The following is a 21,943-nucleotide window of genomic DNA, read 5'->3' as shown; positions in this document are numbered from 1 at the left end:
GCGGTAATCTGGGCAGCATGACCGTTGAGATTTCTGATTCCCGTCTAACTAATTCCCTCGCCGATGGCTGCGGTGAGATCCTCAAAGGCGTGCGCAACGGTGGCCTGCTGCGTGGCTTGGCGCTGGGTGATGCCGGCGATGAAGCCGCTCAGGAATGGATCGCCCGCGTCCTCGAGCAGCACCGCCCACAAGACGGGGTTCTGTCTGAAGAGGCCTCCGATGACTTGAGCCGTCTGAAGAAGGAGCGCGTGTGGATCGTGGACCCGCTCGACGGCACCAAGGAGTTCGCTACCGGTCGCCAGGACTGGGCCGTCCACATCGCGCTGGTAGAAAACGGCGTCCCCACCCACGCAGCAGTGGGCATGCCGGATATGGGTGTCACCTTTAAGTCCTCCGATGTGCGCGCGGTGACCGGCCCGCTGTCGAAGAAGTTTGTGGTCTCCCGCAACCGCCCGCCGAAGGTCGCAGACTATGTTGCAGAGAAGATGGGCTTTGACACTGTTGGAGTAGGCTCCGCTGGTGCGAAAGCCATCCACGTCCTGTTGGGTGACTATGACGCCTACATTCACGCCGGTGGCCAGTACGAATGGGACCAGGCCGCCCCGGTAGGCGTTGCCTTGGCCGCGGGCCTGCATTGCTCGCGCCTGGATGGCTCCTCTATCAAGTTCAACAACGAGGACACCTTCATCCCCGACCTACTGGTCTGCCGCCCCGAGCTGGCTGACGACATCCTCGAACACGCCGCCGCCTACGCGGAGGCCAACGGCGGGTACTAAGCCCCCGCGCGCATGATGCGGACACGAGCTCGCTATCATGGCGACCATGATTGAGACTCCATACGAGGACCTCCTGCGCCGCGTCCTCGAAGAAGGCGCACCCAAAGGCGACCGCACTGGCACCGGCACCCGCTCCCTGTTCGGCGCCCAGCTGCGCTACAACCTGGCGGAGTCTTTTCCGCTACTGACCACCAAGAAGGTCTACTTCCACGGCGTGATTGGTGAGCTGCTGTGGTTCCTGCGCGGCGAGTCCAACGTCAAGTGGCTGCAGGAAAACAAGGTCCGCATCTGGAACGAGTGGGCTGATGAGTACGGCGAACTGGGCCCTGTCTACGGCGTGCAATGGCGCTCGTGGCCCACGCCGGATGGCCAGCACATCGACCAGATTCAGGTCGCGCTGGACACGCTCAAGAACAATCCGGATTCCCGCCGCAACCTGGTCTCCGCGTGGAACGTCTCTGAGTTGGACAAGATGGCGCTCATGCCCTGCCACCTGCTTTTCCAGCTCTATGTCGCTAACGGCAAACTCTCCATGCAGGTCTACCAGCGCTCAGCCGACATGTTCCTCGGTGTTCCCTTCAATCTGGCGTCCTACGCCGCGCTGACCCACATGTTTGCCCAGCAAGCAGGCTTGGACGTAGGCGAACTCATTTGGACCGGCGGCGATTGCCACATCTACAACGACCATATTGAGCAGGTCAAGGAACAACTCTCCCGTGAGCCGCGCGAATATCCGCAGCTCAAGCTCCACAAGGCAGAGAGCCTCTTTGACTACGACTTCGAGGATTTCGAGGTCATCGGCTACGACCCCCACCCCACCATCAAGGCGCAGGTGTCCGTCTAATGCTGGGCGCAATCTGGGCCCAGTCCCTCGACGGCATCATCGGCGACGGTGCCGTCATGCCCTGGCACGTGCCGGAGGACCTCAAGCACTTCAAGGACGCCACCATGGGCGCGCCTGTCATAATGGGCCGCAAGACGTGGGAGTCCCTCAACCCCAAGTTCCGCCCGTTGCCAGGCCGGGACAACATCGTGCTGTCCAGCCATGAACCCGGCGAGTGGTCTGCGGGCGCTACCGTGGTGGATAACCTCGACGCCGCGCTTGATGCCACGCCTGGCGACGCCTGGATCATCGGCGGCGGCCAACTCTACAACTCCGCTCTCGATCGCGTCGATACCATCGAGCTCACCCTCATGGGTGTGCAGGTCGGCGATGCCTACGGCGCGGATGCCGTCCTGGCCCCCTCCGTCCCGGACGCATTCAGCCTGTCCGCTGATAGCGACTGGATTACCTCCGCATCCGGTCACCTCACCATCCCAGGCCAGCCGCCCAGCGAGCTGCCGATGAAATACCGTTTCCTCACCTACGACAGAAAGGCTGCTGCCTAATGGCTATTGCCCCGGAAACCACCGAACACGTCACCATCTTCTACGCCGACTGGTGCCCGTTCTGCCAACGCCTGATTTCCGCCCTCAATCGCACTGAGACTCCGCACGCGCTCGTCGACGCCGAAGCGGAAGGCACCGAAGATATCAACGCTTGGATCGAGTCCGTCAACGACGGCAACCGCATCGTTCCGACCGTCCTCTACTCCGACGGCACCCACGCCACCAATCCCGCTGCTAGCGAGGTCCGCGCCAAGTACGCGGAGCTGGCCGGCGAATAAGCCCCCGCAGCCAGCGCGACCAAAGGCCACGCGTTTACCGCCGCCCTAAGCAGGGCTGCTAGTCTTACCTAGGTGCGCAACGCACCCCCTGCCCCAGTAGCTCAGGGGATAGAGCACGGCTCTCCTAAAGCCGGTGTCGGAAGTTCGAATCTTCTCTGGGGCACGCTGTGAAGTCTCGAGACATCGTTCTGGTCGGTGTCTCGAGTTTTTTGTTTTTAGTTGCCCCGTTGGGGTTGAGTTCGTTGTCTTTCTTGTTGTAATAGATCTTTTCTTCGGTGAGTGTGTAGGCGGCGATTTGTGCCCCGGTGGCGGTTATGAGGTTACCCTCGTTTAGTGGACACCCTATTTGTACGGATCTTGTGTCCGTAAGAGAGGATGTTCATTGTGAGTCAACAGCGCAAGAAGTACACGCCGGAGTACCGGCGTGAAGCCGCGAACCTGGTAATCGAGTCAGAGCGACCGATCGCTCATGTGGCTAAGGAAATCGGTGTTTCCGCCGGGCTTTTGGGCCGGTGGGTCAAACTCGAACGTGAACGCCGAGGATCCTCCGATGGGATGAGCGAGGCTGACCTCCGAGCTGAGAATGCTCGTCTGCGCCGGGAGCTGGCAGAAGCCAAGATGGATAACGAGTTTTTGTCAAAAGCGACAGCCTTCTTCGCCGCGAAGCAACGCGAGCAGAAAAGTTCGAACTAATGCAGCAGGAGAAGGCGAACTACAGCATCAAGCGCATGGCACGACTATTAAAAGTATCTCGGTCTGGATACTACAAATGGGCCCATGCGCAGCAGAAACGACTATCCGGCGAAGATGATCGGGCAGCATTTTACGATGATGTTGACCGAAAGATTCATCAGATTTGGAAAGACTCCGATGAGGTTTATGGTGCTCCGCGGATCACCGCAGAGCTTGCCGAGCGCTACCAGATCACCTTGAATCGCAAGACTGTGGCTAAACGGATGCGCATGATGGGCATTGAAGGGATTTCACCGCGTGCCTTTGTCCCGGTGACAACGATTCAAGCCAAGCGTAAGTCAACTCTTCCTGACCTGGTCAAGCGCATGTTTGATACTGGTCAGCTCAACCGAGTGTGGATGTCAGATATTACCTACCTGCGCACCGGTGAGGGCTGGTTGTACTTGTGCGCGGTCCGCGATGGTCATTCCCGCAGGGTACTGGGCTGGGCTATGGATAGCGTTCAAGACACACACCTGGTTGAACGGGCCCTGCGGATGGCGCATACGCTACGCGGTGATGTTCCTGATGGGCTGGTGTTTCACGCTGACCGCGGAACGCAATTTACCAGTGAGAAGCTCTGGGAGGTCTGCCGCAACCTGGGCATTGCCCAGTCTGTGGGGCGTACTGGTGTGTGCTTCGATAACGCGATGGCTGAGTCGTTCTGGTCGACGCTAAAGACTGAATTCTATGACCGGCAGCGCTGGGCGACCCGTGATGCTGCACGCAAGGCCGTTGCCTACTGGATTGAAGTCGTCTACAACCGCCGGCGCCGGCACTCTGCACTCGGGATGGTCAGCCCCGTCGACTTCGAAAACCACATTGGTCTAACCACCAGTAGAAAAGAAATAGCTGCCTAGCCACTAGGTAGCTCCACTACGTGTCCACGATTTGCGGGCAACCCCAGTTATTTTGATGTCGACGTGGTTGTCGACGCAGACCATGGTGATGGGTTCTCCGCCCCATCGGCGTCCGATGTAGAGGCGGCGTAGTTTGTCGCCCCATCGCAGGGTTGTCTTGCCGTTCGTGCCTACTTGGCCGGTGCGTAGTCGGCAGTCGTGTTCTGGTTTGATGTCCGCTTATCTGCATTCGCCCCCATTAAGGGTGAACCTTCAGATCAAAACTAGAAATAGTTTATAAACAGTATTATATATATTAGGCAAGCCTTACCTTGCCTGATTTTCATGAATCGAGGTTTACTATGACCAAACATTCCTCTACGCCCGCACGGAGTACAAGCTCATCCAGTGGGTCGACGGCACGTTTAAACACCAGAGATCTCATCAACGCTGGCGGAGTTTCCACGCTCAGGAGTTTTATGCCTTAGACGAACCCGAACGCAAACAATTGGGGCTACGCAGCTTACACCACGTTCCCCTGCCCGCGAGCGTGCCGGTACCACTCACGCTCGAAAACGCCGATCCCCAGCGGAGCGGACTCGAGTTAAGCAACATCTGTTTTCTTATGGCACGCATGAGGTGCTAAACATTGACCACGCATTTTCCCCAGCGGCGAGGTCACCGCCTTAATCGGGCCCAACGGCGCTGGAAAACCACCCTCGCCAGGATCATTTGTGGTCTTGCTTCTCCCAAACGCGGCGGTAGTCTTCGTTTGAACAGCAAACGAGTAGGAGCGGCTGCCCGCAGACGTACCGCGTACATGGTGATGCAAGATGTTGGCCGCCAATTATTCGCAGCCACCACCGAAGAAGAAGTAACGCTCGGACTAACAAAGAAGAAGCGGGACCATATCGATGTCAATGAGATTCTCCATCGCCTCGATCTGGCAGGAATGGCCCAACGGCATCCGCAGTCTCTGTCCGGTGGGCAACGGCAACGCTTAGCCATAGCTTCAGCCCAAGCCAAGCAAGCAGAGGTCTACATCTTCGATGAACCTACCTCTGGCGTGGGCTGGCGCCAACTGCAATCCATCTCTGCGCTCCTTCGATCTCTTGCAGCAAGCGGAGCAGTGGTCATCGTCATCACCCATGACCACGAATTCATCCAAGAATCAGTCACCAGAATCATCGATATGACTGACATCAACAAGAATTGAGAAAGTAATGTCTGAAGTAAAACAAAGTTCCACAGAATCAAGCGGAACCCACGCACCAGAATCACACGGTGCGTCACCGGAAGAAGAGGCTCGCGCAAAACAAAAAGCCGGCCAGGTCGCTCTAAAAAAGCTACTGGCCCCAGTGCAAACAACCATCTACTTCGCACAGTTTCTCGCGCTTATATCCTCGGTACTCGCCGTAGCACCCTACGTCGCGTTGGTGGCACTGGGAAATGCTCTAATCGACGGCAATACTGATGACGTCGCGTCCATTGTGAAATGGCTACTTGCTGCATTTTTGGGCCAGCTATTCTTCTATTTCCTTGCCCTTGCGATCACCCACTTCGCTGATGCAAAGCTGGTGGGGATTAACCGGCGCCGAATTATTACCGCTATTGCGAAAGCACCACTCTCGTGGTTTAGCCAGACTAATTCCGGCAAAGTCCGCAAAGCCGTCGAGGACGATACGCTAACTCTGCACACCCTGACAGCCCACGCTCCTGTAGAGAAGGTCGCCGCGATCTTTACGCCCCTCGCGCTTCTGGTTTATGCCTTTATCTTGGATTGGCGCCTTGGTCTACTTTCTATTGCCACTGTGCCCATTTTCCTAGCAATCCAAGCGTATTCAATGAAAAATATGGGCACAAAAACTGCGGAAATGGATAATTATCTGGGTGAGGTCTCTGCGACTGCGGTGGAGTTCTCCGAAGGTATTTCCGTCGTCAAGGCTTTCGGCACCGTTGGCAAAGCCCACGCTCGATATCGCGAAGCTGCCCAAAAATTCGCGGAATTCTATTACGAGTGGGTACGTCCGCTTCTGCGCGTTTCCGCAATCTCAGAGTCTGTGGTGGCGGTTCCTGTCCTCATCCTTATCAATGTAGGAGCCGGTTCCCTGCTGATAGCTGGTGACTATGTCACGGTCGCTGAAGTCATCGCAACAACGTTAATTGCGCTGGTGATCCCGGGCACGATTCAAACCGTCGGCCAAATGATGTGGTCTTACCAGCTCGCTGGCAATGCGGCGTTGCGCCTTGATGAAGTCATGACAATTTCCCACGTGAAAGAAGGCCAAAAGAGCCTCGATGCCAGTAGTCAAGACATGGAGGTGGAGTTCCATAAGGTCAGCTTTAGCTACGCCCCAGACACACCAGTCCTCCAAGACTTTTCTGCGCAACTAAATGCAGGCACTGTCACGGCATTGATTGGCCCCTCCGGGTCTGGCAAATCCACAGCAGCAACGATGCTGGCGCGTTTCCAGGATCCAGATTCGGGCACAATCACTATCAACAACGTGGATATCCGTGATCTCACTTTCGACAGTTTGTACCGCACTGTGGCTTTCGTCTTACAAGATCCTCACTTACTGCGTATGAGTATTCGGGAAAACATTCGCCTTGCACGCCCAGAAGCCCGCGATGAAGAGATCTGGCAAGCCGCAGAGGCTGCGCACATAGCTGCTGATATTCGCGCTTTACCGGCTGGGCTCGACACCGTTGTTGGCGAGGACATCTCTTTATCCGGTGGACAACAGCAACGCATTTCTATTGCCCGGGCAATTATTACCAATGCCCCAATCTTGATCCTGGATGAAGCTACTGCGGCAACTGATCCTGACTGCGAAGCAGAAATTCAAGCAGCTCTAGCCACACTCGTCAGAGGCAAGACCGTCTTAGTCATCGCCCACAAGCCGGAGTCCATCCAAGGAGCAGACCAAATAATCTGCCTCAAGCCTATGAAGGATAATTCTCATGTCTAATGCCACTACGCCTGTTAGTTCGCGTCTTCGTGATCCGCTACTCACTCGCAGTGTCAAAAAGCTGCAAGGTCCTGTAGGCCATAAGCTAAATAAAAGGTATGCTTGTCTATCGCTTATCGTTGGCGTGCTTGACGGCCTCGCCGTTCTCACGCTCGTGCCACTTACAAAGGCACTCGATGGGGATACGACAATCGCACCATGGATGTGGACGCTTTTGGCAATTGCGCTCGTAGCTTTTGCGCTGCGATTTTTCGCAACCATGGCCTCTTACCACACGGCCTTGGACTTCATCCGAACCGCGCACACGACTGTGGGCGATAAATTAGCAACGCTACCGCTCGGCTGGTTCGTACCGGCTAATACCGGCGGCCTATCTCGCCTCGTTTCAGATCGCTTTATGGTGGCGTCCGAGACCATTGCGCATGTTCAAGGAACGATATACCGCGATAGCGCGGCACTTGTCACCTTGTTAGTAGGAGCGTGTTTCTGGAACCCGAAGCTGGGCTTGGTCCTTCTTATCATCGCACCATTGGCGCTCGTGGTGATGCAGTTGGCTGCATGGATTCGTGAGAAAGCATCGAACCGCACACTGGGGCCGAGTAAAGAGCTCTCCCAGCGCATCGTAGAATTTGCTAACCGTCAACCAGCCCTGCGCGCGGCAGGACAATCACAAGTTTTTGCGCCACTAGAGCAAGCGCTAGAAATCGACCATAAAGCACGAATACGCGAGCTATGGGTATCCACATTAGCTTTGCTACTCAACGGCATAGTAGTGCAGATCTTCATCGTGGCTCTCATTATGGTCTCCGCGGATCTTGCCGTTGAAGGCGCCCTATCGCCACTAGAAACAATTGCGATCATCGGAATCAGCTTGAGGTTTACCCGCACGCTTGAGCAGCTGGGTTCTTCTTTCGTCGGTTTAGACGCCGGTCGTATCGCGCTCGCAGAAACTGAGCTCATCACGGATGCTCCTTCCCTGCCAGAACCCACTACTCCGCGCCCAGGCGATGGTTCGGGAAATGTAGAGCTGCGTAATGTCACGTTTGGATACGGCGATAAACCAGTATTGGTAGATGTCGCTTTCCATGCTCGCTCAGGCACCGTTACCGCCATTGTCGGTCCTTCTGGCTCCGGAAAGACCACAATTGCGCGCCTTATTTCGCGATTCTGGGATGTAGATTCCGGGGCGGTGATGGTTGACGGCGTAGATATCCGCGAGCTTGGAACCGAACAGTTAATGTCCAGACTGTCCATGGTCTTTCAGGACGTCTACCTCTTCGACGACTCGTTAATCGCTAATATCCGCGTTGGTCGTCCCGACGCCTCCGATGAGGAAGTCTTCCGCGCAGCTGATCTTTCAGGCGTGACTTCTATTGCCAACCGCCTAGGGTGGCATGCTCCTGTTGGTGAAGGCGGGCGGCTTCTATCCGGCGGTGAACGCCAGCGCGTATCTGTAGCTCGCGCGCTTCTCAAGCAAGCGCCGATTGTACTCTTTGATGAGGCTACCTCCGCGCTCGATGCAGAAAATGAGGCAAACATTCTTGCTGCGATGGACGAGCTACGGGAGCAATCTACTTTTATTGTCATCGCCCATAAGCTGGATACAATCAAATCTGCTGATCAAATCGTAGTCTTGGATGAACACGGGCAAGTCAGCCAGCTGGGCACGCATTCTGAGCTTTCCGATGTCCCCGGTATCTACCGTCACTTCTGGCAGCAACGCAAAGCAGCACGCGGGTGGAAAATCAGTTCGGGACGCGATTAACGCGGGCACCGAGATCGGCGCTGTTTGCGGGGGCACCCTTCTCCCCCGCAGCACGGAGCACCCTAAGTGCACCGACAAAGCTCAGAGCGAAGAATGCGGTAGCGGCTACGAGCGACCACTGCGCGGCGTTGGCCATGCCTTCGCTTAAGGCCTACACCACTGCCCCAGGCGCACGGTGGTTTGCGTTGCGGAGGCTTGCCCGGAGTCATCGACGGGAGTATCCCGCAGCATCGTGCCAGTCAGCTGCGCGGAGGCGAACCCCAGGCCCAAGCCGTACAGGGTCAGCGGCGCGGCGATGATCCAACCATTCGTATCCGGCCCCATAAGCAGGACGAGGATAAGGACGCCGACGGCTTCCAAGCCGAGCCCAATGAGCACGGTACCAGGCGCCCCGTACCGTGCCGCGACGTGGGGGGCTGCTGCAACGGAGAAGAATGCACCGATTGCCATGGCTGCCAGCACCAGGCCAGACAACATCGTGCAGAGGTCCAACGTATTAATCAGGTACAGCGGCAACACGAAGATGATGGCAAACTCGCCGATTGCTACCGCACCAGCGGTGATATTGCCCCACGAGAACGTGGAATAAGAAAACGATTCAAGATACAACAGCGCCGAGCGGTGACCCCGCTCGCGGTGCTTTTCCGACCTGATTAACAGCGCGAAGCCCACGGCCGAAATCGTGCGCCCTAGCGGAACCGGTGAAATAGCCGCGTTTTCGAACCAGGTCCAGCCAAAGAAGCTGAATGAGGATTGGGGCTCCCACCAGCCTAGGTCGGGCCCTCGATAATCGCGAATACCAGGACACCCATTCCGTCAGTGCACCACCGGCAAGCGGTCCGACCGCTGCCGCACCGGAAATCACCGCGCCCCCACACACCAAAGGCTGCTGCACGGTATTTGCCGCGGAATACGGTTTACCCGTGGTAAGCGTGGAAGGCATGATGAACGCAGCACCGATTGCCTGTACTGCGCGCGCGGAGATCCACGTGGCGGCCGAGGTAGGAAATCCCGCCAATACGCTGCCTGCCACGAATATTGTCAGGCCGGTGAGGAAGGCTCGCTTGCGTCCCCAGGTATCCGCAATCTTGCCCCGTCGCAGAGCAGCTCCGCCAGTAGCACCGCATAGAGGCTGTTGACCCACTGCGCCTGCGGTCAGGTTGAGCTGCAGGTCAGTGATGTTCGAAGGCAATGCCACGCCGACGATAGTGCCATCTAGAACAATGACGCCCAGTCCGACGGAAAGAACCGCCAGGCTTATCCAATCGCGGCGAGTAGGCGCCGTGACGTTTTCTTGAGCGTTCTTGAGCGCTGCGCTCGCTCATAGTTAGGCGTTCACCGAAGCATTGGCGCTGCCTGCATCTGGTTCCTTGATGGCCCGGCCCAAATTCACGAGAAAGACCGTCAGCCCCACCGTGATCAAGATGTGGCTCAAACCTGCAATGCCAGAAATCTCGTTGGATTCCTTGCCCAGCACCGTCAAAATGCCATGTGAAATTTGCATTCCAACGGTAAGCACCACGGGACTCACCCACGCCGTCACCAGCATCGACCCCGAATTCGCCTACTCCGAAACCCAACTTTCTGGTATCTGGCAACAACGGCAAAACGCTTAACACTTAGCCGAGGTCTACAAATAGAGTTGGTTATCATCCTCCAACAGTTGCACCAACCCCCGCCGACTGGCTCACCGACCCCGCCGGCCGACGCACCAGCCACACCCTCAACATCCAAGGACTGAGGTGTCCCAGGTTTTGTTCCGTCCGAGTAGATAGGACAAGACTTGGGTCACTTTAACTCCAGAACCGAGATCCGTTCAGCATAAACGTGTCATTCACGGTAACTAGTGGACGAAAGTTCGCCCGCAGTTTTCACCTACTATTTACAGTAGATGACATCGAGTACTGGCGCTGGGACACGTCAGACTCAGACAGCTTGCGCTTTCTCGTTGATGCGCGCTACACATTCAGCCGGGTTATCCAAGGACACGATAAGCCGATCGAAGTGCTCTTCCTTGAGCTCAATGACAACGGCATTCTCATAGCCGCTGACGTTCCAGAATTGTCGGCCACCATCCGCGTGGAAGGTGCCCGCTAGCTTCTGTCCACTTCGCAGCCCCGGCGCACGGAAACCTTTTGGTTCGTGCTTCATGCCGGGGTCATGAGTAGCGCCGCGCACATGCTCCCACGGAATCGTGATGCTGCCGGTCAGAGACCAAAGCTTGTCTAGCCCGAGAGGTTCGACGATGAGCTCAGCATCTGTCAGAGTGAGTTTGTTGTTCATGATGGTTCTCCTTAATCTTCAGTTCTTTGCGCACGGGCGAGCACATGCTGCCCTAGCGATTCAGGGCCGGTGAAGCACAGTTCATAAGCCCGCTGGGTAAGCTCGCGTAAATCCTTACTGACTGGCGCCACCTCAACCAGTGCCACCACCACGAAATCCTTTGTCGCATCCGATACTCGGCCGCCTTCAGCTTCAGCGCACACCGTTTCAGCTGCTGCACGAAACAGTCCATGCTTCGAGCCATAAAGGTTGTAGAAGCTGGACCGGTTAAGTCCCAGTTGATTCACCACATCATCCACTGAGACTGCAGTGAATCCGTTCGTGCCAAATAGAGTGATCGCGCCGGCAAGAACTTCTCTTTCATTGAATTTACGAGGCCGTCCCATGAGTTTCATACTACTCATTCCAGAATGGTTTGTCCATAACTAGATCGCTGTTGCCCACACAGCGAAGCCGTTGGAACAAAACGATGTTTCTAACAAATAGAGGCCGCCGCTCCGTGCCAACGCAATAGAAAATCCCCCGCCTCAGTATGAGACGGGGGACGGACGTTCGTGGGCGAAACTAGTTCAGGCCCGGAATCTTCGGCAACTTCGGCTGCGGGATGTTGAGGCCGAAGAGTCGGTTGATGGTCGGGATAAGGGCGTAGGCAGCGCCGCCGACGGCTGCGATGACGGCGACGATAGGGAGGATAATCTTCGCGCCACGGCTGGAGCCGGCGAAGAAGGCCTGGCCAATGTCACCAGCGGATGGCTCCTTCGTGTTGGTCGGCTTAGCGGGCGTGCTCGGCTCGGTGGTGGTCGTCTCAGCCGGGGAGGTGGTCGCGGAGGAGGACGGTTCCTCATCCTTCACAGCCGGGCGGGCGGTGAGCCACTCGTCGGAGTCCAGAACACCCTGGGTCAGGCGGGTCTCACCAATCCAGCCATACCACGGGTCCTGCGGCTTGCGGTTATCAAAACCAGCGCCCATGACCCACTGCAGGTCGCGCGGGAGCAAGCCCTCAGCGCCCTTGGCGTTGCGCAGGATGGGTGCGCCGTTGATGAACATTTCCACGGTGTCGGAATCCGGCTTGTTGACTACGGCGATGTGCATCCACTCATCGGTGGGCACCTCGTGGGACCACACGGTCGAGCCTTCGCCTTCCTTCGGCTCCGCCCACCAGCGCAGCTCACGCAGGTTGGAGATGCCGAACATGACGGTGGGATCGGTGTCGTCGGAGCCGTCGACAAGCTCAGCGATGCTGGAGTCACGGGAAAGCGCGCTTCCCCAGCCGTGCTCAGAGCCGTTGAAATCCTTCGGGATCTTCACGAAGGACTCGAAGGTGTAGCCCGCGGAGGTATCGACCTTGTTGATCTCAGCGCCTTCCTTGGACCGGAACTCCGCCATCGCGGCCTTGCCAGCTGGGTCGGACCAGTAGAGGGAACCAGAGTCGGAGGACAGTGGGTGGTGGTCCTTGGTGTAGGTGATGCGCTCACCCGTGTTGGAAGGACCACCCTCGCGAACGAGGTCACCAGCACCGTCGGCTCCGAAGGCATCCGGAATGATGGCGCCTTCGGTGGCCACGTCGCCGTCGCTAAGCTGCTTGCCGTCCTTGTTCTTGGTCTGGCCCGGACGCCAGTGGAAGACGGTGTTGTCGGACTTTACGAAGTCGTTCGGGCCCTCCGGAAGCTGGTCTTCCGGAATGGTGTACGGGGTGTAGCCTTCCTCAACGATGTCGCGGGCCTTCTTGCCCAAATCGGCGTCGTTCTCATCGCCGATGGTCCACTCCGGAGCGAAGTCGGCGAAGCGCTCCTTGAAGTTGAGCGGCACGTGGTAGCTATCACCCTTGCCGTCGAGGATGAGCTTGTCGAACTGCGTGAGCTCCTTAGCCGGCTTCTGTGCTACCCACGGGGACAGGGCGGTCATCTCCAGTTCGTTGCCGGAAAGATCGAACTCAAGCACACCGAGCAGGCCGTTGCCGCCCTGGTAAGCCATCTGGTAGTCCTGCAGGATGCCTACGACATCGTGTCCAGCATCGTTCTTGTCCACGCGGTAGCCCGCGCCGTGGTGGTGGCCGCCCATGGTGAGGAAGATCTGGTCATTCTTCTTGATGAACTTGTCCCACAGACCCTGGCCGTAGTCATCGGAATAGAAGACTTCACCAGCACCATCGATGTTGAGAACCTCGTGGCTGGTGAGGATGACCGGCAGGTCTGGGTGCGCATCGAGAACGCCCTGGGCCCACTCGAGCGCTTCGTCATCCGCGCGCCAGGCCAGCGCCAAGACCAGGTACTTCTGGCCTTCAGCCTCAAAAATGTGGTACTCGGAGTCGTTGTTAACTGCGGTGTGGCGCTCCTGGAAGGTATCCGGGTTGGCGGCCTTGGCACGCTCGGCGCTGAAGTAGTGGTTGTAGGGGTGCGCCGAGGCATCCTCAATCATGTCGTGGTTGCCCGGCAGGATGGAGTAGTTCAGGTCGGAATCATCGAGGACCTTCATGGCCTTGTCAGCGACCTTCCACTCGCCGTCGACGTCCGGCTGGTCCACTACGTCACCAAGGTGGGTAGCGAAGTCCATGTTGAGGGCCTTCTGGTTCTTCACCAGCCATTCGGTCTGCGCGGCGTAGGGCTCGCTGCCGTAGCGCGCCTGGGCCAGGTTGCCGGTCTCCGGGGTGGAGTAACGGGAGTAAAACTGGGTATCCGGCAGCACGCCGATGGTGAAGCGCGAGCCCATGCCCTCCTTTGGTTCATCAGCAGAAGCAGGAGCAACCAAGAAGGTTCCGGCCACCGAAACGGTGAGCACAGTGCCGAGAAAGCGGCGAGTAGTCATAGTTCTTCCTATACGAGTGAGGGGGTGGATTTACTGAATTGAAAGAGACGAAGAACAGGATATGTTGCGAAGTTTGCACCCATGTGGCCGCAATATTAATTTCTTTTTAAATTGTGAACGGCCACTAGGATGGCGGGCATGAGCGAAGTCACCAAAAAATACGGAGTCGATGTCACCCGCGTAGATACGGGCCATTACCGCGCAACCAATGCTGACGGGGCGAGCCTCGAGTTTGGAACCGGCGAGGGCCTTTTGAGTCCGGTGGAGTTACTCCTGGCCGCAGTAGCGGGCTGCTCGGCGGTCGACGTCGACGTGGTCACCTCCCGGCGCGCAGAACCAGAGCTTTTCAACGTCCACGTGGACGGCACCCGCATCAACGAAGACGGTGCCTCACGGCTGAGCGACATCAACGTGGAGTTCTCCCTCCGCTTCCCTGACACCGATGCCGGCCGCCAAGCACAGTCCATGATTGAGCGCCTAGTCCGCATTTCTCACGAGAAGGACTGCACCGTCTCCCGCACGGTGGAGAACCCCACCACCGTCACCTTCCGTACGAGGGAAGCTTAAGCCCAGCTCCTCGTAGTCATCAAGCAGCCGCGCAATGTCAGCATCACTCCAAGCGTGGCGCATCACAAAGGCCATATTCCCCCTTACGCGTGGTGCATTTTTAAACCAATGTGACTACAGTGATTGCAGATACTACTTTCACCATCAACTGTAGTGACGCGCGACAACCTTCTACACCAGTCGCCGCCGTCATCCGCAATCCCCCTTGAGGAGAAAACCGTGTCCCTGTCCCGTCGTTCCCTATTCAAGGCCAGCGCCATTGCGCTAGCCGCTGGTGCCGTTGGCAGCCAGGCCCCCGCTGCCCTCGCCGTGGGCCCCGCACTGGGCACCATCATTGATTTCTCCGCTGGTGTCCCTTCCGCCAACGCCATCAAAGCAGCCGGACACCTCGGCGCCATTCGCTACGTGTCCCAACGCCGCCCGGACGCACAATGGATGAAGGGCAAACCCGTAACCTTGGCAGAGACCAAGGCCAATGCCGCAGCGGGCCTTAAGACCGCCTCCATCTACCAGTTTGGTCGCGCCGAGACCGCTGACTGGCTCAATGGTGCAGCCGGCGCCGGTGTCCACGCGCCGCAGGCCATCGCTATCCATAAGGCCGCGGGCGGACCGACCGGCCGCCCGATTTACATCGCCATCGATGACAACCCCACCCGCGCACAGTATGAGAAGCAGATTCGCCCCTACCTCAAGGCTTTCTCTGCGGCGCTGACTGCCGCGGGTTACCAGACCGGCGTATATGGCAACTACAACGTCATCGACTGGTGCGTTGCCGATGGCATTGGTGAGTTCTTCTGGATGCACGATTGGGGCTCCGGCGGCAAGATTCACCCGCGCACCACAATCCACCAGAAAGCCAAGACCCAGGCCACTATCGACGGCATCACCTGCGATATCAACACCGTGTATGCCCACGACTGGGGTCAGTGGACACCGGGCGAGGGGGCTGCCTCACGCCCGAAGCTCAAGGACATTCCCGCGGTGCCTAACGACGCCCCACTGCCCAACATTTCCCTTCCTGACCCCACCGGCCGCGGCTCCAGCGTGGGAGGCGATGGCATCACTATCGCTGGTTCCTCGGTGAGCAACGACCAGGTACGCGGCGCCGTAGATCTTCTCAACACCGTGCGCAAGGCAATGGGCTAGCGCTTCCCTACTTCTTGTCTGCTGAAGGCGACGTTGACGTGACTGTCGGCGTCGCCTTTGTCGTTGTCTTTTCCGTTGACTTCAGCTCCGACGTCGTGGTGCTTGACGGTGCGGGCGTCGAGGAGAAGGCCTCCGGATGGGCCAAGGCTTCCTTGTTGAGGTTATTTCCCTTCACTAGGTTCTTACCGGTGATTTCTTTGCGGACGTAGGAGGTCAGCTCGTCGGCAGAACCCTCGATAGAGGCCGCGACAACGAAGTTCTCGCTAAAGGAGACTGAGGAGTGCCGGTCCTTGCTGTCAGACCATCCCCACTTCGTGCCGACGACGTCGCTAAGCACAGCAGTGCCATAATCCTGCTGGTACCCATCGGCAGACACCTCATCGGCGTGGGCCATGGCCACGAGCACTGGGTGGGTCGGGTCATCCTCCATGAGCTGGACAATGAAGCGCACGACGTCATAAGTCGACGTCTTGGAGTGTCCCCAGTCCTTCCCAGCGCTGGTAGAAGTCAGCCCGTACTCCTTGGCAATGGAGTCTATGGACCGAGGGTACTTCTGGAAAAGATCTCCTGCGCTCTTATCAGAGGAGTCAGCGATCATCTCCAGTGCTACGTACTTGTCCTCGAAGGAGCCGTGCTCGATGACGTAGGAGGCGATGTAAAGCTTGATCAAACTCAATGCATAGCGCGGCGTGTGCTCAGTGGGCGAGCCCATATGCATACCGGTTTCGATGCGGTAGTACGTTATCGCCTTCTTATCATCGCCCTTGAGGATCTGCCCCACTTCATCGTCGACTGCCGCCAGCTGTGAAGCTCCCCTCCTGTGAGAGATGGGCGCCGGTGTAGCGGGAGCGGAGCTCGTTGCACGCGAGGAGTCTGAATCCTGTTCATTCTGCGGAGTACAGGCGCTGAGAGCCGATGCGCCAAGTGCGCACGCCAGAAGGGCGGCACCAGCTCGTGCTGATACCGCCCTGTGTAAAGGCTGCGGGTAAAACACGACGTGTGAGTTTACCTGCTGAGCCCTTAAAAGTACTGATCCAGGTGACCTTTAGTGGTCAACCGGAGCCTCAACGCCCACACCAGTGAGGGAGCGAACCTCCATCTCAGCGGAGAGCTCTTCAAGGTTATCCGGCGGAGTCATGATGGAGACGATCCAACCGGCGAAGAAGGCCAGCGGAATGGTCACAAGACCCGGGGAGGACAGCGGGAAGATAGACCAGTCAGCGTTGGGGAACATCGAGGTGGGGGTGCCAGACACTGCCGGGGACAGGAAGATGAGCACCAGGCAGGAGATAACGCCGGTGTACATCGACGCAACAGCACCTGCAGTGTTGAAACGGCGCCAGTACAGGGAGTAGAGGATGGTCGGCAGGTTGGCGGAGGCCGCAACGGCGAAGGCCAGGGACACCAGGAAGGCCACGTTCTGGGTCATGGCGAGGATGCCCAGGATGATGGATGCGATGCCCAGGATAACCACGGTGATCTGGGAGACGCGGACCTGCTCTGCCTCGGTGGACTCACCGTTGCGAATGACCGAGTGGTAGATATCGTGCGCGATGGAGGCCGAGGCGGTAATGGCGAGGCCAGCAACAACCGCCAGAACGGTAGCGAAGGCGACCGCGGAGATAACCGCCATGAAGACGGAGCCACCAATTTCCAGCGCCAGCAGCGGAGCTGCAGAGTTAGCACCACCCGGTGCAGCGAGAATGCGGTCTGGGCCAACCAAGGCCGCAGCGCCGTAGCCCAGAACCAGGGTCATGAGGTAGAAAGCACCGATAATGACGATGGCCCAGGTAACGGAACGGCGGGCCTCAGTTGCGGTCGGCACAGTGTAGAAGCGCATCAGGACGTGCGGCAGACCACCAACACCCAGCACGAGAGCAATACCCAGGGAGATGAAGTCAAGCTTGGTGGTGAGGTTCTTGCCGTACTTCAGGCCCGGCTCCATAATCTGGGAGGCCTCGTAGCCCTTTTCCTGGATGACAGCGGAGCTCGCGTGCATGTCAACGGCCGAGCTAAACAGCGTGTTGAAGCCACCCTTGATCATGACGAAAGTAAGGATGCACATGATGACGACGCCGGTAACTAGGAGCACGGCCTTAATCATCTGCACGTAAGTCGTGCCCTTCATGCCACCGACAAGGACGTAGACGATCATGAGGATGCCTACGATGCCCACGACGACGGCCTGCCACTTGAACTCGTGAATATTGAGCAGCACAGCCACGAGGGAACCTGCACCGGCCATCTGTGCAATGAGGTAAAACAGCGAGACGAACAGCGTCGAAATAGCTGCGGCCACGCGGACCGGACGCTGCTTCAGGCGGAAGGACAGCACGTCTGCCATGGTGAAGCGGCCGACGTTACGCATCGGCTCTGCGACAAGCATGAGAGCAACCAGCCAGGCCACGAAGAAGCCCACCGAGTAAAGGAAGCCGTCGTAACCGTTGAGTGCCACAGCACCGACGATGCCGAGGAAGGATGCTGCGGACAGGTAGTCACCGGAGATAGCCAAGCCATTCTGGCGGCCGGAGAAGCTACCGCCGCCGGTGTAGAAGTCAGAAGCTTCCTTGGTGGACTTTCCGGCACGAAGCACCACGTACATGGTGACAACCAAGAATGCGGCGAAGACGGCGATGTTCAGAATCGGATTGCCGGCGGAGGATTCCGCTGCGGCCAAAGTAAAGGTCTGCATTGTTTAGCCCTCCAATTCCTGGCGAATGGCCGCTGCCTGCGGCTCGATGTTCTTGTTGGCGTAATTAACGTAGATGTACGTGATGACGAAGGTGGTCACAAACTGGGCCAAGCCGAAGACAAGCCCTACGTTCCAGCCGCCACCAATTTCGGTTCCCATGAACTCCGGGGCAAACACGGCCGCCAGCACGTAGAGCACGTACCAGAGGAAGAAGGCCACGGTCATAGGGAAGGTGAATTTGCGGTAGGTGCCGCGCAGCTTGGCAAACTGCGGGCTTTCGCGCATCTCGATGAACTCCTGCGGCGTGGGTTCGCGGCGTGAGTCAAGCGAAGCAGGTGCGTCAGTCATGTCGCTCTCCTTAGTAGGGGTCATTTCTGCACAAACCGATGTGAGAGACGAGAGATAGTGTCCTCAGTCACGTTTTGTCCTGCCTAGTAAGTTACCGAACACGTCATGCAAGGTTGTAAATCCTGCCAAGAAAAGTTGTCCGAGTTTAGTTTCCCTACCCCCAATAGCGTTTCTAACGTGCGGTTTTAGCAAACTTCATAACACCCCCGCGAAGCCTTCGCGCCAAGAAATCTAATTTAGCTAACCGAAAGTTAGCAGAAAATCGGGCGTTTTCTTCGCACTCTGCGAAGGATCTTCCCATCTCCTCCCCCTTCCCCCACCAACGTCCCACTACCCCCGCCTTCAAGACATAGGAAAAGCCCGTCTCCCTTCATTCCACTAAACTTCTCCCCCTCCCCCTCGCAACAACTGCGAGGTGGACTAGGAAAAGTGGAAGTGGTGAAGAAAGACGGGCTACGTCAGCCCCCTACTGCTGACCTACTCGGTGCCCGGGAATTCGCGCGGGTCCTTGAACATGCGGCCAAAGCCTTCCTTGCCATCGAGGGAGTCGATCACCGCGATGTCCTCCTGATCCAGTTCAACCGCGGCGGCAGCGAAGTTCTCTTCGAGGCGCTCGCGGCGGCTGGACTTCGGAATGACAGAGATCCCCTTCTCCATCAGGTATGCCAACACAACTTGGCCGGGTGTAATCTCATGCTTCTCGGCCACGGATACGACCTCAGGGTTGTTGAGGATGACGCCGCGGGCCAGCGGCGACCACGCCTCGGTAACGATGCCCTGGCTGTCATGGAACGCACGCAGCTCCGGCTGAGTGAACCCTGGGTGTAGTTCCACCTGGTTCAGAACGGGAACAATTCCTGTCTTGGCAATGAGCTCTTGGAGAGTTTCCTCATAAAAATTCGCCACGCCAATAGAAGCAATCTGCCCCATGCCTTGGAGGCGCGCAATCTCTTCGAAAGTCTCGACATAGAGCCCGCCTTGCGGCCACGGCCAGTGAATGAGGTATAAGTCAAGGTAGTCCAGCTGCAGCTTGTCCAAGGACTCGCGGAAAGCTTGGTCGACCTTGCCTTTACCGTGGTGGTCGTGCCACACCTTGCTGGTGATGAACAGCTCGTCACGAGTGACATCGCCGGCCTTCATGGCGCTGGCAAGCGCCTGCCCCAACTCCTCTTCGTTCTCGTAAAGGGTTGCGGTATCGAAGTGGCGGTAGCCTAGGTCGATCGCCTCGCGCACGGAGCGGGTGAGATCCTCACCGCGCAACTTGTAGGTTCCGAGACCCAGCAGCGGCATCTCGCGGTCATCATTGAACGTGGTTTGTGGGACACTCATAGCATCCATTGTGCCCCACTCTGCGCTGTCGTGGGGCCGCGATGAGAAATCGGGACACCATATGCCGCGTGCGCGCGCTCAGCTGGAATCCAGTGGCAGAAGCAAATCAAAGACCCCACCTCGTTATCCTCCAATCCTAGATTCCTTAATCCAAGAGTGCGGAGGACAGCGAAGTGGGGCAAGCGCTGCGCCAACGGCCGTTAGGCGCGAATGAGATCAATAACGAAGGTCAGCGTGCGGCCAGACAGCGGGTGCGCGCCACCTGCCGGGCCATAGGCCTTCTCCGGCGGGATGACCAGCTTGCGGCGGCCACCTACCTTCATGCCCGGAATGCCTTCCTGCCAGCCTGCGATAAGGCCGGTCAGCGGGAACTCAATCGACTGACCACGTCCCCAGGAAGAATCGAACTCCTGGTTCGTCTCGTAGTCAACGCCTACGTAGTGGACCTCAACGAAGCCGCCCGGCTGGGCCTCGGCACCATCACCCACCACAATGTCTTCAATGACAAGGTCTTGGGGAGCGGGCTCGGTGGCCGGCTCGATTACGGGCTTGTCCATTGGGGGTTCTCCTCCTTGGATAAATCTTTATTCTTTGGTGGCCACATGCACGTCAGGCCGAGCCACATCGCTCCTAGTATAAGGGGTGACAGGTGGCTCGGCCCTAGAAGTGCAGCGTATGGGGTCCTACACCGCGCACGCGTGGCCTGTAGAAGACCGCCGTTTAGCGCTCGCTACGTGGGGTGACCTTGCGCAGGGTTTCGCCGGTGTAGATCTGGCGCGGGCGGTTGATCTTGGTGTTGAGCTCAAGCTGCTCGCGGTACTGAGCAATCCAGCCCGGCAGACGGCCGATGGCGAAGAGGACGGTGAAGAAGTCCGTCGGGAAGCCCATAGCGCGGTAAATCAAACCGGTGTAGAAGTCGACGTTCGGGTACAGCTTGCGGGAGACGAAGTAGTCGTCATTCAGCGCAATCTCCTCGAGCTTCATAGCCAGATCCAGCATCGGATCGCCGCCGAGGTGCTCAAGAATCTCGTGTGCGGTCTCCTTGACGATGGCCGCGCGCGGGTCGTAGTTCTTGTACACGCGGTGGCCGAAGCCCATGAGGCGGACGCCCTTTTCCTTGTTCTTCACGCGGTTCATGAAGTCGGTAGCGTCACCATCGTGGTTGTTCTGGATATCCTCAAGCATCTCCAGAACCGCCTGGTTAGCGCCGCCATGCAGCGGACCGGACAGGGCGTTGATACCACCGGCGATGGCCACGAACAGGTTGGCCTGTGCGGAACCGATCATGCGGACGGTGGAGGTGGAGCAGTTCTGCTCATGGTCGGCGTGGAGGATAAGGAGCTTGTCCAGAGCCTTGGCCACGACCGGGTCAACCTCGTACTCCTCGGTCGGGTAACCAAACATCATGCGCAGGAAGTTCTCGCGCGCGTTGAGCTTATTATCCGGGTACATGTAAGGCTTACCCTGGGATGCACGGTAAGCATAAGCAGCCAGCATCGGTACCTTAGCCAGCAGGCGAACGGTGGCCTTATCCAACTGCTCCGGATCCAGCGGGTTGAGCTGATCCTGGTAGTAAGCAGAGAGAATGTTAAGGGAGGAGGCCAGAACCGCCATCGGGTGCGCGTTACGCGGGAAGATGTTGAACGCAGCCTTGAAGTCCTCATCCAGCAGGGTGTGGTGACGAATTTCCAGGTTGAACTTGGACAGCTCATCCTCGGTCGGAAGGTGGCCCTTAATAAGCAGGTAAGACACCTCGTTGAAGGAAGCGTTCTCCGCCAAGTCAGCGATGTCATAACCGCGGTGGCGAAGGATGCCTTCCTCACCGTTAATGAACGTAATCTTGGACTCGGTCGAACCGGTAGCTGCATAACCCGGGTCGAAGGTCACCAGTCCAGTCTCGTTGCGGAGCTTGCCAATATCGAAGCCAGAGTCACCTTCGGTGGACTGCTTGATGTCCATCTCGTATTCGCCGCCGGGGTAGTGCAGTACGACCTTGTTCGCGTCAGAAGCCACGAGCTTTCC

Annotated in this window: 22 protein-coding genes, 1 tRNA gene and 1 pseudogene; 11 read left to right on the top strand and 13 right to left on the bottom strand. The window is 57.8% G+C overall.

Features of this window, described 5'->3' with window-relative positions:
- Positions 1-17 precede the first annotated feature (17 nt).
- The 6 genes from I6J26_RS09955 to I6J26_RS09930 all read left to right on the top strand — a co-directional run bounded on the left by I6J26_RS09955 (position 18) and on the right by I6J26_RS09930 (position 4,035).
- Positions 18-776: a 3'(2'),5'-bisphosphate nucleotidase CysQ gene (locus I6J26_RS09955; RefSeq protein ID WP_181815344.1), complete on the top strand. Its 759-nt coding sequence runs from the start codon at positions 18-20 to the stop codon at positions 774-776.
- A gap of 37 nt (positions 777-813) precedes the next feature.
- Positions 814-1,620 carry a thymidylate synthase gene (locus tag I6J26_RS09950; protein ID WP_115021453.1) on the top strand — a complete coding sequence of 269 codons (807 nt, stop codon included), beginning with the start codon at positions 814-816 and terminating at the stop codon, positions 1,618-1,620.
- Complete coding sequence (locus I6J26_RS09945; RefSeq protein ID WP_115021452.1) at positions 1,620-2,165, top strand: dihydrofolate reductase; 546 nt, start codon at positions 1,620-1,622, stop codon at positions 2,163-2,165. The genes I6J26_RS09950 and I6J26_RS09945 overlap by 1 nt, the downstream gene beginning before the upstream one ends.
- A complete protein-coding gene (locus I6J26_RS09940) occupies positions 2,165-2,443 on the top strand; it encodes a glutaredoxin domain-containing protein (RefSeq protein ID WP_070672429.1) in 279 nt (92 codons plus the stop codon). Before I6J26_RS09945 ends, I6J26_RS09940 begins: the two co-directional genes overlap by 1 nt.
- Positions 2,444-2,533: 90 nt before the next feature.
- Positions 2,534-2,606, top strand: a tRNA-Arg gene (locus tag I6J26_RS09935).
- A 212-nt stretch (positions 2,607-2,818) separates the two neighbouring features.
- Positions 2,819-4,035 (top strand): IS3 family transposase gene (locus I6J26_RS09930; protein WP_115021451.1). Its coding sequence is split into 2 segments (ribosomal slippage): positions 2,819-3,080 and positions 3,080-4,035, totalling 1,218 coding nucleotides; the frame shifts between segments, so codons are not numbered across the junction.
- A gap of 33 nt (positions 4,036-4,068) precedes the next feature.
- Here the strand turns inward: I6J26_RS09930 and I6J26_RS09925 are convergent.
- Positions 4,069-4,236: pseudogene (locus I6J26_RS09925) on the bottom strand (IS481 family transposase); the annotation flags it as partial.
- Positions 4,237-4,663: 427 nt separating this feature from the next.
- Here I6J26_RS09925 and I6J26_RS09920 point away from each other — a divergent pair.
- From I6J26_RS09920 to I6J26_RS09910, 3 genes are read left to right on the top strand one after another with little or no spacing between them, the layout of a single operon-like run.
- Positions 4,664-5,230, top strand: coding sequence for an ATP-binding cassette domain-containing protein (locus I6J26_RS09920; RefSeq protein ID WP_239121770.1), 567 nt, complete (start codon positions 4,664-4,666; stop codon positions 5,228-5,230).
- A 7-nt stretch (positions 5,231-5,237) separates the two neighbouring features.
- Complete coding sequence (locus tag I6J26_RS09915; RefSeq protein WP_115021450.1) at positions 5,238-6,986, top strand: ABC transporter ATP-binding protein; 1,749 nt, start codon at positions 5,238-5,240, stop codon at positions 6,984-6,986.
- Positions 6,979-8,751: an ABC transporter ATP-binding protein gene (locus tag I6J26_RS09910; protein ID WP_115021449.1), complete on the top strand. Its 1,773-nt coding sequence runs from the start codon at positions 6,979-6,981 to the stop codon at positions 8,749-8,751. Before I6J26_RS09915 ends, I6J26_RS09910 begins: the two co-directional genes overlap by 8 nt.
- 144 nt (positions 8,752-8,895) lie before the next feature.
- Here the strand turns inward: I6J26_RS09910 and I6J26_RS12945 are convergent, their stop codons facing one another.
- The 6 genes from I6J26_RS12945 to I6J26_RS09885 form a co-directional block, all read right to left on the bottom strand.
- On the bottom strand, positions 8,896-9,360 hold the full coding sequence (locus I6J26_RS12945; RefSeq protein ID WP_239121769.1) for an MFS transporter: 465 nt from the start codon (positions 9,358-9,360) through the stop codon (positions 8,896-8,898).
- On the bottom strand, positions 9,350-9,949 hold the full coding sequence (locus I6J26_RS12940; protein WP_239121768.1) for an MFS transporter: 600 nt from the start codon (positions 9,947-9,949) through the stop codon (positions 9,350-9,352). The genes I6J26_RS12945 and I6J26_RS12940 overlap by 11 nt, the downstream gene beginning before the upstream one ends.
- Positions 9,950-10,078: 129 nt before the next feature.
- Positions 10,079-10,300 (bottom strand): DUF2871 domain-containing protein, encoded by a 222-nt coding sequence (locus I6J26_RS09900; protein ID WP_258553367.1) that lies wholly within the window; start codon positions 10,298-10,300, stop codon positions 10,079-10,081.
- A gap of 377 nt (positions 10,301-10,677) precedes the next feature.
- Positions 10,678-11,034 carry a hypothetical protein gene (locus I6J26_RS09895; protein ID WP_115021448.1) on the bottom strand — a complete coding sequence of 119 codons (357 nt, stop codon included), beginning with the start codon at positions 11,032-11,034 and terminating at the stop codon, positions 10,678-10,680.
- An 11-nt stretch (positions 11,035-11,045) separates the two neighbouring features.
- Positions 11,046-11,420 (bottom strand): TetR/AcrR family transcriptional regulator, encoded by a 375-nt coding sequence (locus tag I6J26_RS09890; protein WP_239121766.1) that lies wholly within the window; start codon positions 11,418-11,420, stop codon positions 11,046-11,048.
- 178 nt (positions 11,421-11,598) lie between these two features.
- The gene (locus I6J26_RS09885; protein WP_115021446.1) at positions 11,599-13,839 is read right to left on the bottom strand and encodes a LamG-like jellyroll fold domain-containing protein; all 2,241 of its coding nucleotides are present in this window, start codon (positions 13,837-13,839) and stop codon (positions 11,599-11,601) included.
- A gap of 138 nt (positions 13,840-13,977) precedes the next feature.
- On the opposite strand from I6J26_RS09885, the gene I6J26_RS09880 reads away from it, so the two are divergent.
- Both I6J26_RS09880 and I6J26_RS09875 read left to right on the top strand, forming a co-directional pair.
- Positions 13,978-14,406: an OsmC family protein gene (locus I6J26_RS09880; RefSeq protein ID WP_115021445.1), complete on the top strand. Its 429-nt coding sequence runs from the start codon at positions 13,978-13,980 to the stop codon at positions 14,404-14,406.
- Positions 14,407-14,625: 219 nt separating this feature from the next.
- A complete protein-coding gene (locus tag I6J26_RS09875) occupies positions 14,626-15,552 on the top strand; it encodes a DUF1906 domain-containing protein (RefSeq protein ID WP_115021444.1) in 927 nt (308 codons plus the stop codon).
- Between the two features lie 7 nt (positions 15,553-15,559).
- Here the strand turns inward: I6J26_RS09875 and I6J26_RS09870 are convergent, their stop codons facing one another.
- From I6J26_RS09870 to I6J26_RS09845, 6 genes are all read right to left on the bottom strand, one after another.
- Complete coding sequence (locus tag I6J26_RS09870) at positions 15,560-16,333, bottom strand: hypothetical protein (RefSeq protein WP_239121765.1); 774 nt, start codon at positions 16,331-16,333, stop codon at positions 15,560-15,562.
- Positions 16,334-16,597: 264 nt separating this feature from the next.
- On the bottom strand, positions 16,598-18,244 hold the full coding sequence (locus tag I6J26_RS09865) for a solute symporter family protein (RefSeq protein WP_115021442.1): 1,647 nt from the start codon (positions 18,242-18,244) through the stop codon (positions 16,598-16,600).
- 3 nt (positions 18,245-18,247) lie between these two features.
- Positions 18,248-18,592: a DUF485 domain-containing protein gene (locus I6J26_RS09860; RefSeq protein ID WP_070673170.1), complete on the bottom strand. Its 345-nt coding sequence runs from the start codon at positions 18,590-18,592 to the stop codon at positions 18,248-18,250.
- Positions 18,593-19,069: 477 nt separating this feature from the next.
- Positions 19,070-19,930, bottom strand: a complete 861-nt coding sequence (locus I6J26_RS09855; protein ID WP_115021441.1) for an aldo/keto reductase — start codon at positions 19,928-19,930, stop codon at positions 19,070-19,072.
- A gap of 191 nt (positions 19,931-20,121) precedes the next feature.
- Complete coding sequence (locus I6J26_RS09850) at positions 20,122-20,478, bottom strand: FKBP-type peptidyl-prolyl cis-trans isomerase (RefSeq protein ID WP_039674461.1); 357 nt, start codon at positions 20,476-20,478, stop codon at positions 20,122-20,124.
- A gap of 163 nt (positions 20,479-20,641) precedes the next feature.
- Entirely contained in the window at positions 20,642-21,934 is a 1,293-nt protein-coding gene (locus I6J26_RS09845) for a citrate synthase (protein WP_115021440.1), read from the bottom strand.
- Between the last annotated feature and the right edge of the window lie 9 nt (positions 21,935-21,943).

It is taken from the genome of Corynebacterium minutissimum, from assembly GCF_016889765.1.
Classification (GTDB): domain Bacteria; phylum Actinomycetota; class Actinomycetes; order Mycobacteriales; family Mycobacteriaceae; genus Corynebacterium; species Corynebacterium minutissimum_B.
This window is presented reverse-complemented; position numbering and strand designations above follow the sequence as displayed.

Excerpts from the sequence above, each read along its gene's own strand:
- I6J26_RS09955 (WP_181815344.1), top strand. The coding sequence starts at position 18 with ATGACCGTTGAGATTTCTGATTCCCGTCTAACTAATTCCCTCGCCGAT.
- I6J26_RS09950 (WP_115021453.1), top strand. The coding sequence starts at position 814 with ATGGCGACCATGATTGAGACTCCATACGAGGACCTCCTGCGCCGCGTC.
- I6J26_RS09945 (WP_115021452.1), top strand. The coding sequence starts at position 1,620 with ATGCTGGGCGCAATCTGGGCCCAGTCCCTCGACGGCATCATCGGCGAC.
- I6J26_RS09940 (WP_070672429.1), top strand. The coding sequence starts at position 2,165 with ATGGCTATTGCCCCGGAAACCACCGAACACGTCACCATCTTCTACGCC.
- I6J26_RS09915 (WP_115021450.1), top strand. The coding sequence starts at position 5,238 with ATGTCTGAAGTAAAACAAAGTTCCACAGAATCAAGCGGAACCCACGCA.
- I6J26_RS09910 (WP_115021449.1), top strand. The coding sequence starts at position 6,979 with ATGTCTAATGCCACTACGCCTGTTAGTTCGCGTCTTCGTGATCCGCTA.
- I6J26_RS09900 (WP_258553367.1), bottom strand. The coding sequence starts at position 10,300 with ATGCTGGTGACGGCGTGGGTGAGTCCCGTGGTGCTTACCGTTGGAATG.
- I6J26_RS09895 (WP_115021448.1), bottom strand. The coding sequence starts at position 11,034 with ATGAACAACAAACTCACTCTGACAGATGCTGAGCTCATCGTCGAACCT.
- I6J26_RS09890 (WP_239121766.1), bottom strand. The coding sequence starts at position 11,420 with ATGGGACGGCCTCGTAAATTCAATGAAAGAGAAGTTCTTGCCGGCGCG.
- I6J26_RS09885 (WP_115021446.1), bottom strand. The coding sequence starts at position 13,839 with ATGACTACTCGCCGCTTTCTCGGCACTGTGCTCACCGTTTCGGTGGCC.
- I6J26_RS09880 (WP_115021445.1), top strand. The coding sequence starts at position 13,978 with ATGAGCGAAGTCACCAAAAAATACGGAGTCGATGTCACCCGCGTAGAT.
- I6J26_RS09865 (WP_115021442.1), bottom strand. The coding sequence starts at position 18,244 with ATGCAGACCTTTACTTTGGCCGCAGCGGAATCCTCCGCCGGCAATCCG.
- I6J26_RS09860 (WP_070673170.1), bottom strand. The coding sequence starts at position 18,592 with ATGACTGACGCACCTGCTTCGCTTGACTCACGCCGCGAACCCACGCCG.
- I6J26_RS09855 (WP_115021441.1), bottom strand. The coding sequence starts at position 19,930 with ATGGATGCTATGAGTGTCCCACAAACCACGTTCAATGATGACCGCGAG.
- I6J26_RS09850 (WP_039674461.1), bottom strand. The coding sequence starts at position 20,478 with ATGGACAAGCCCGTAATCGAGCCGGCCACCGAGCCCGCTCCCCAAGAC.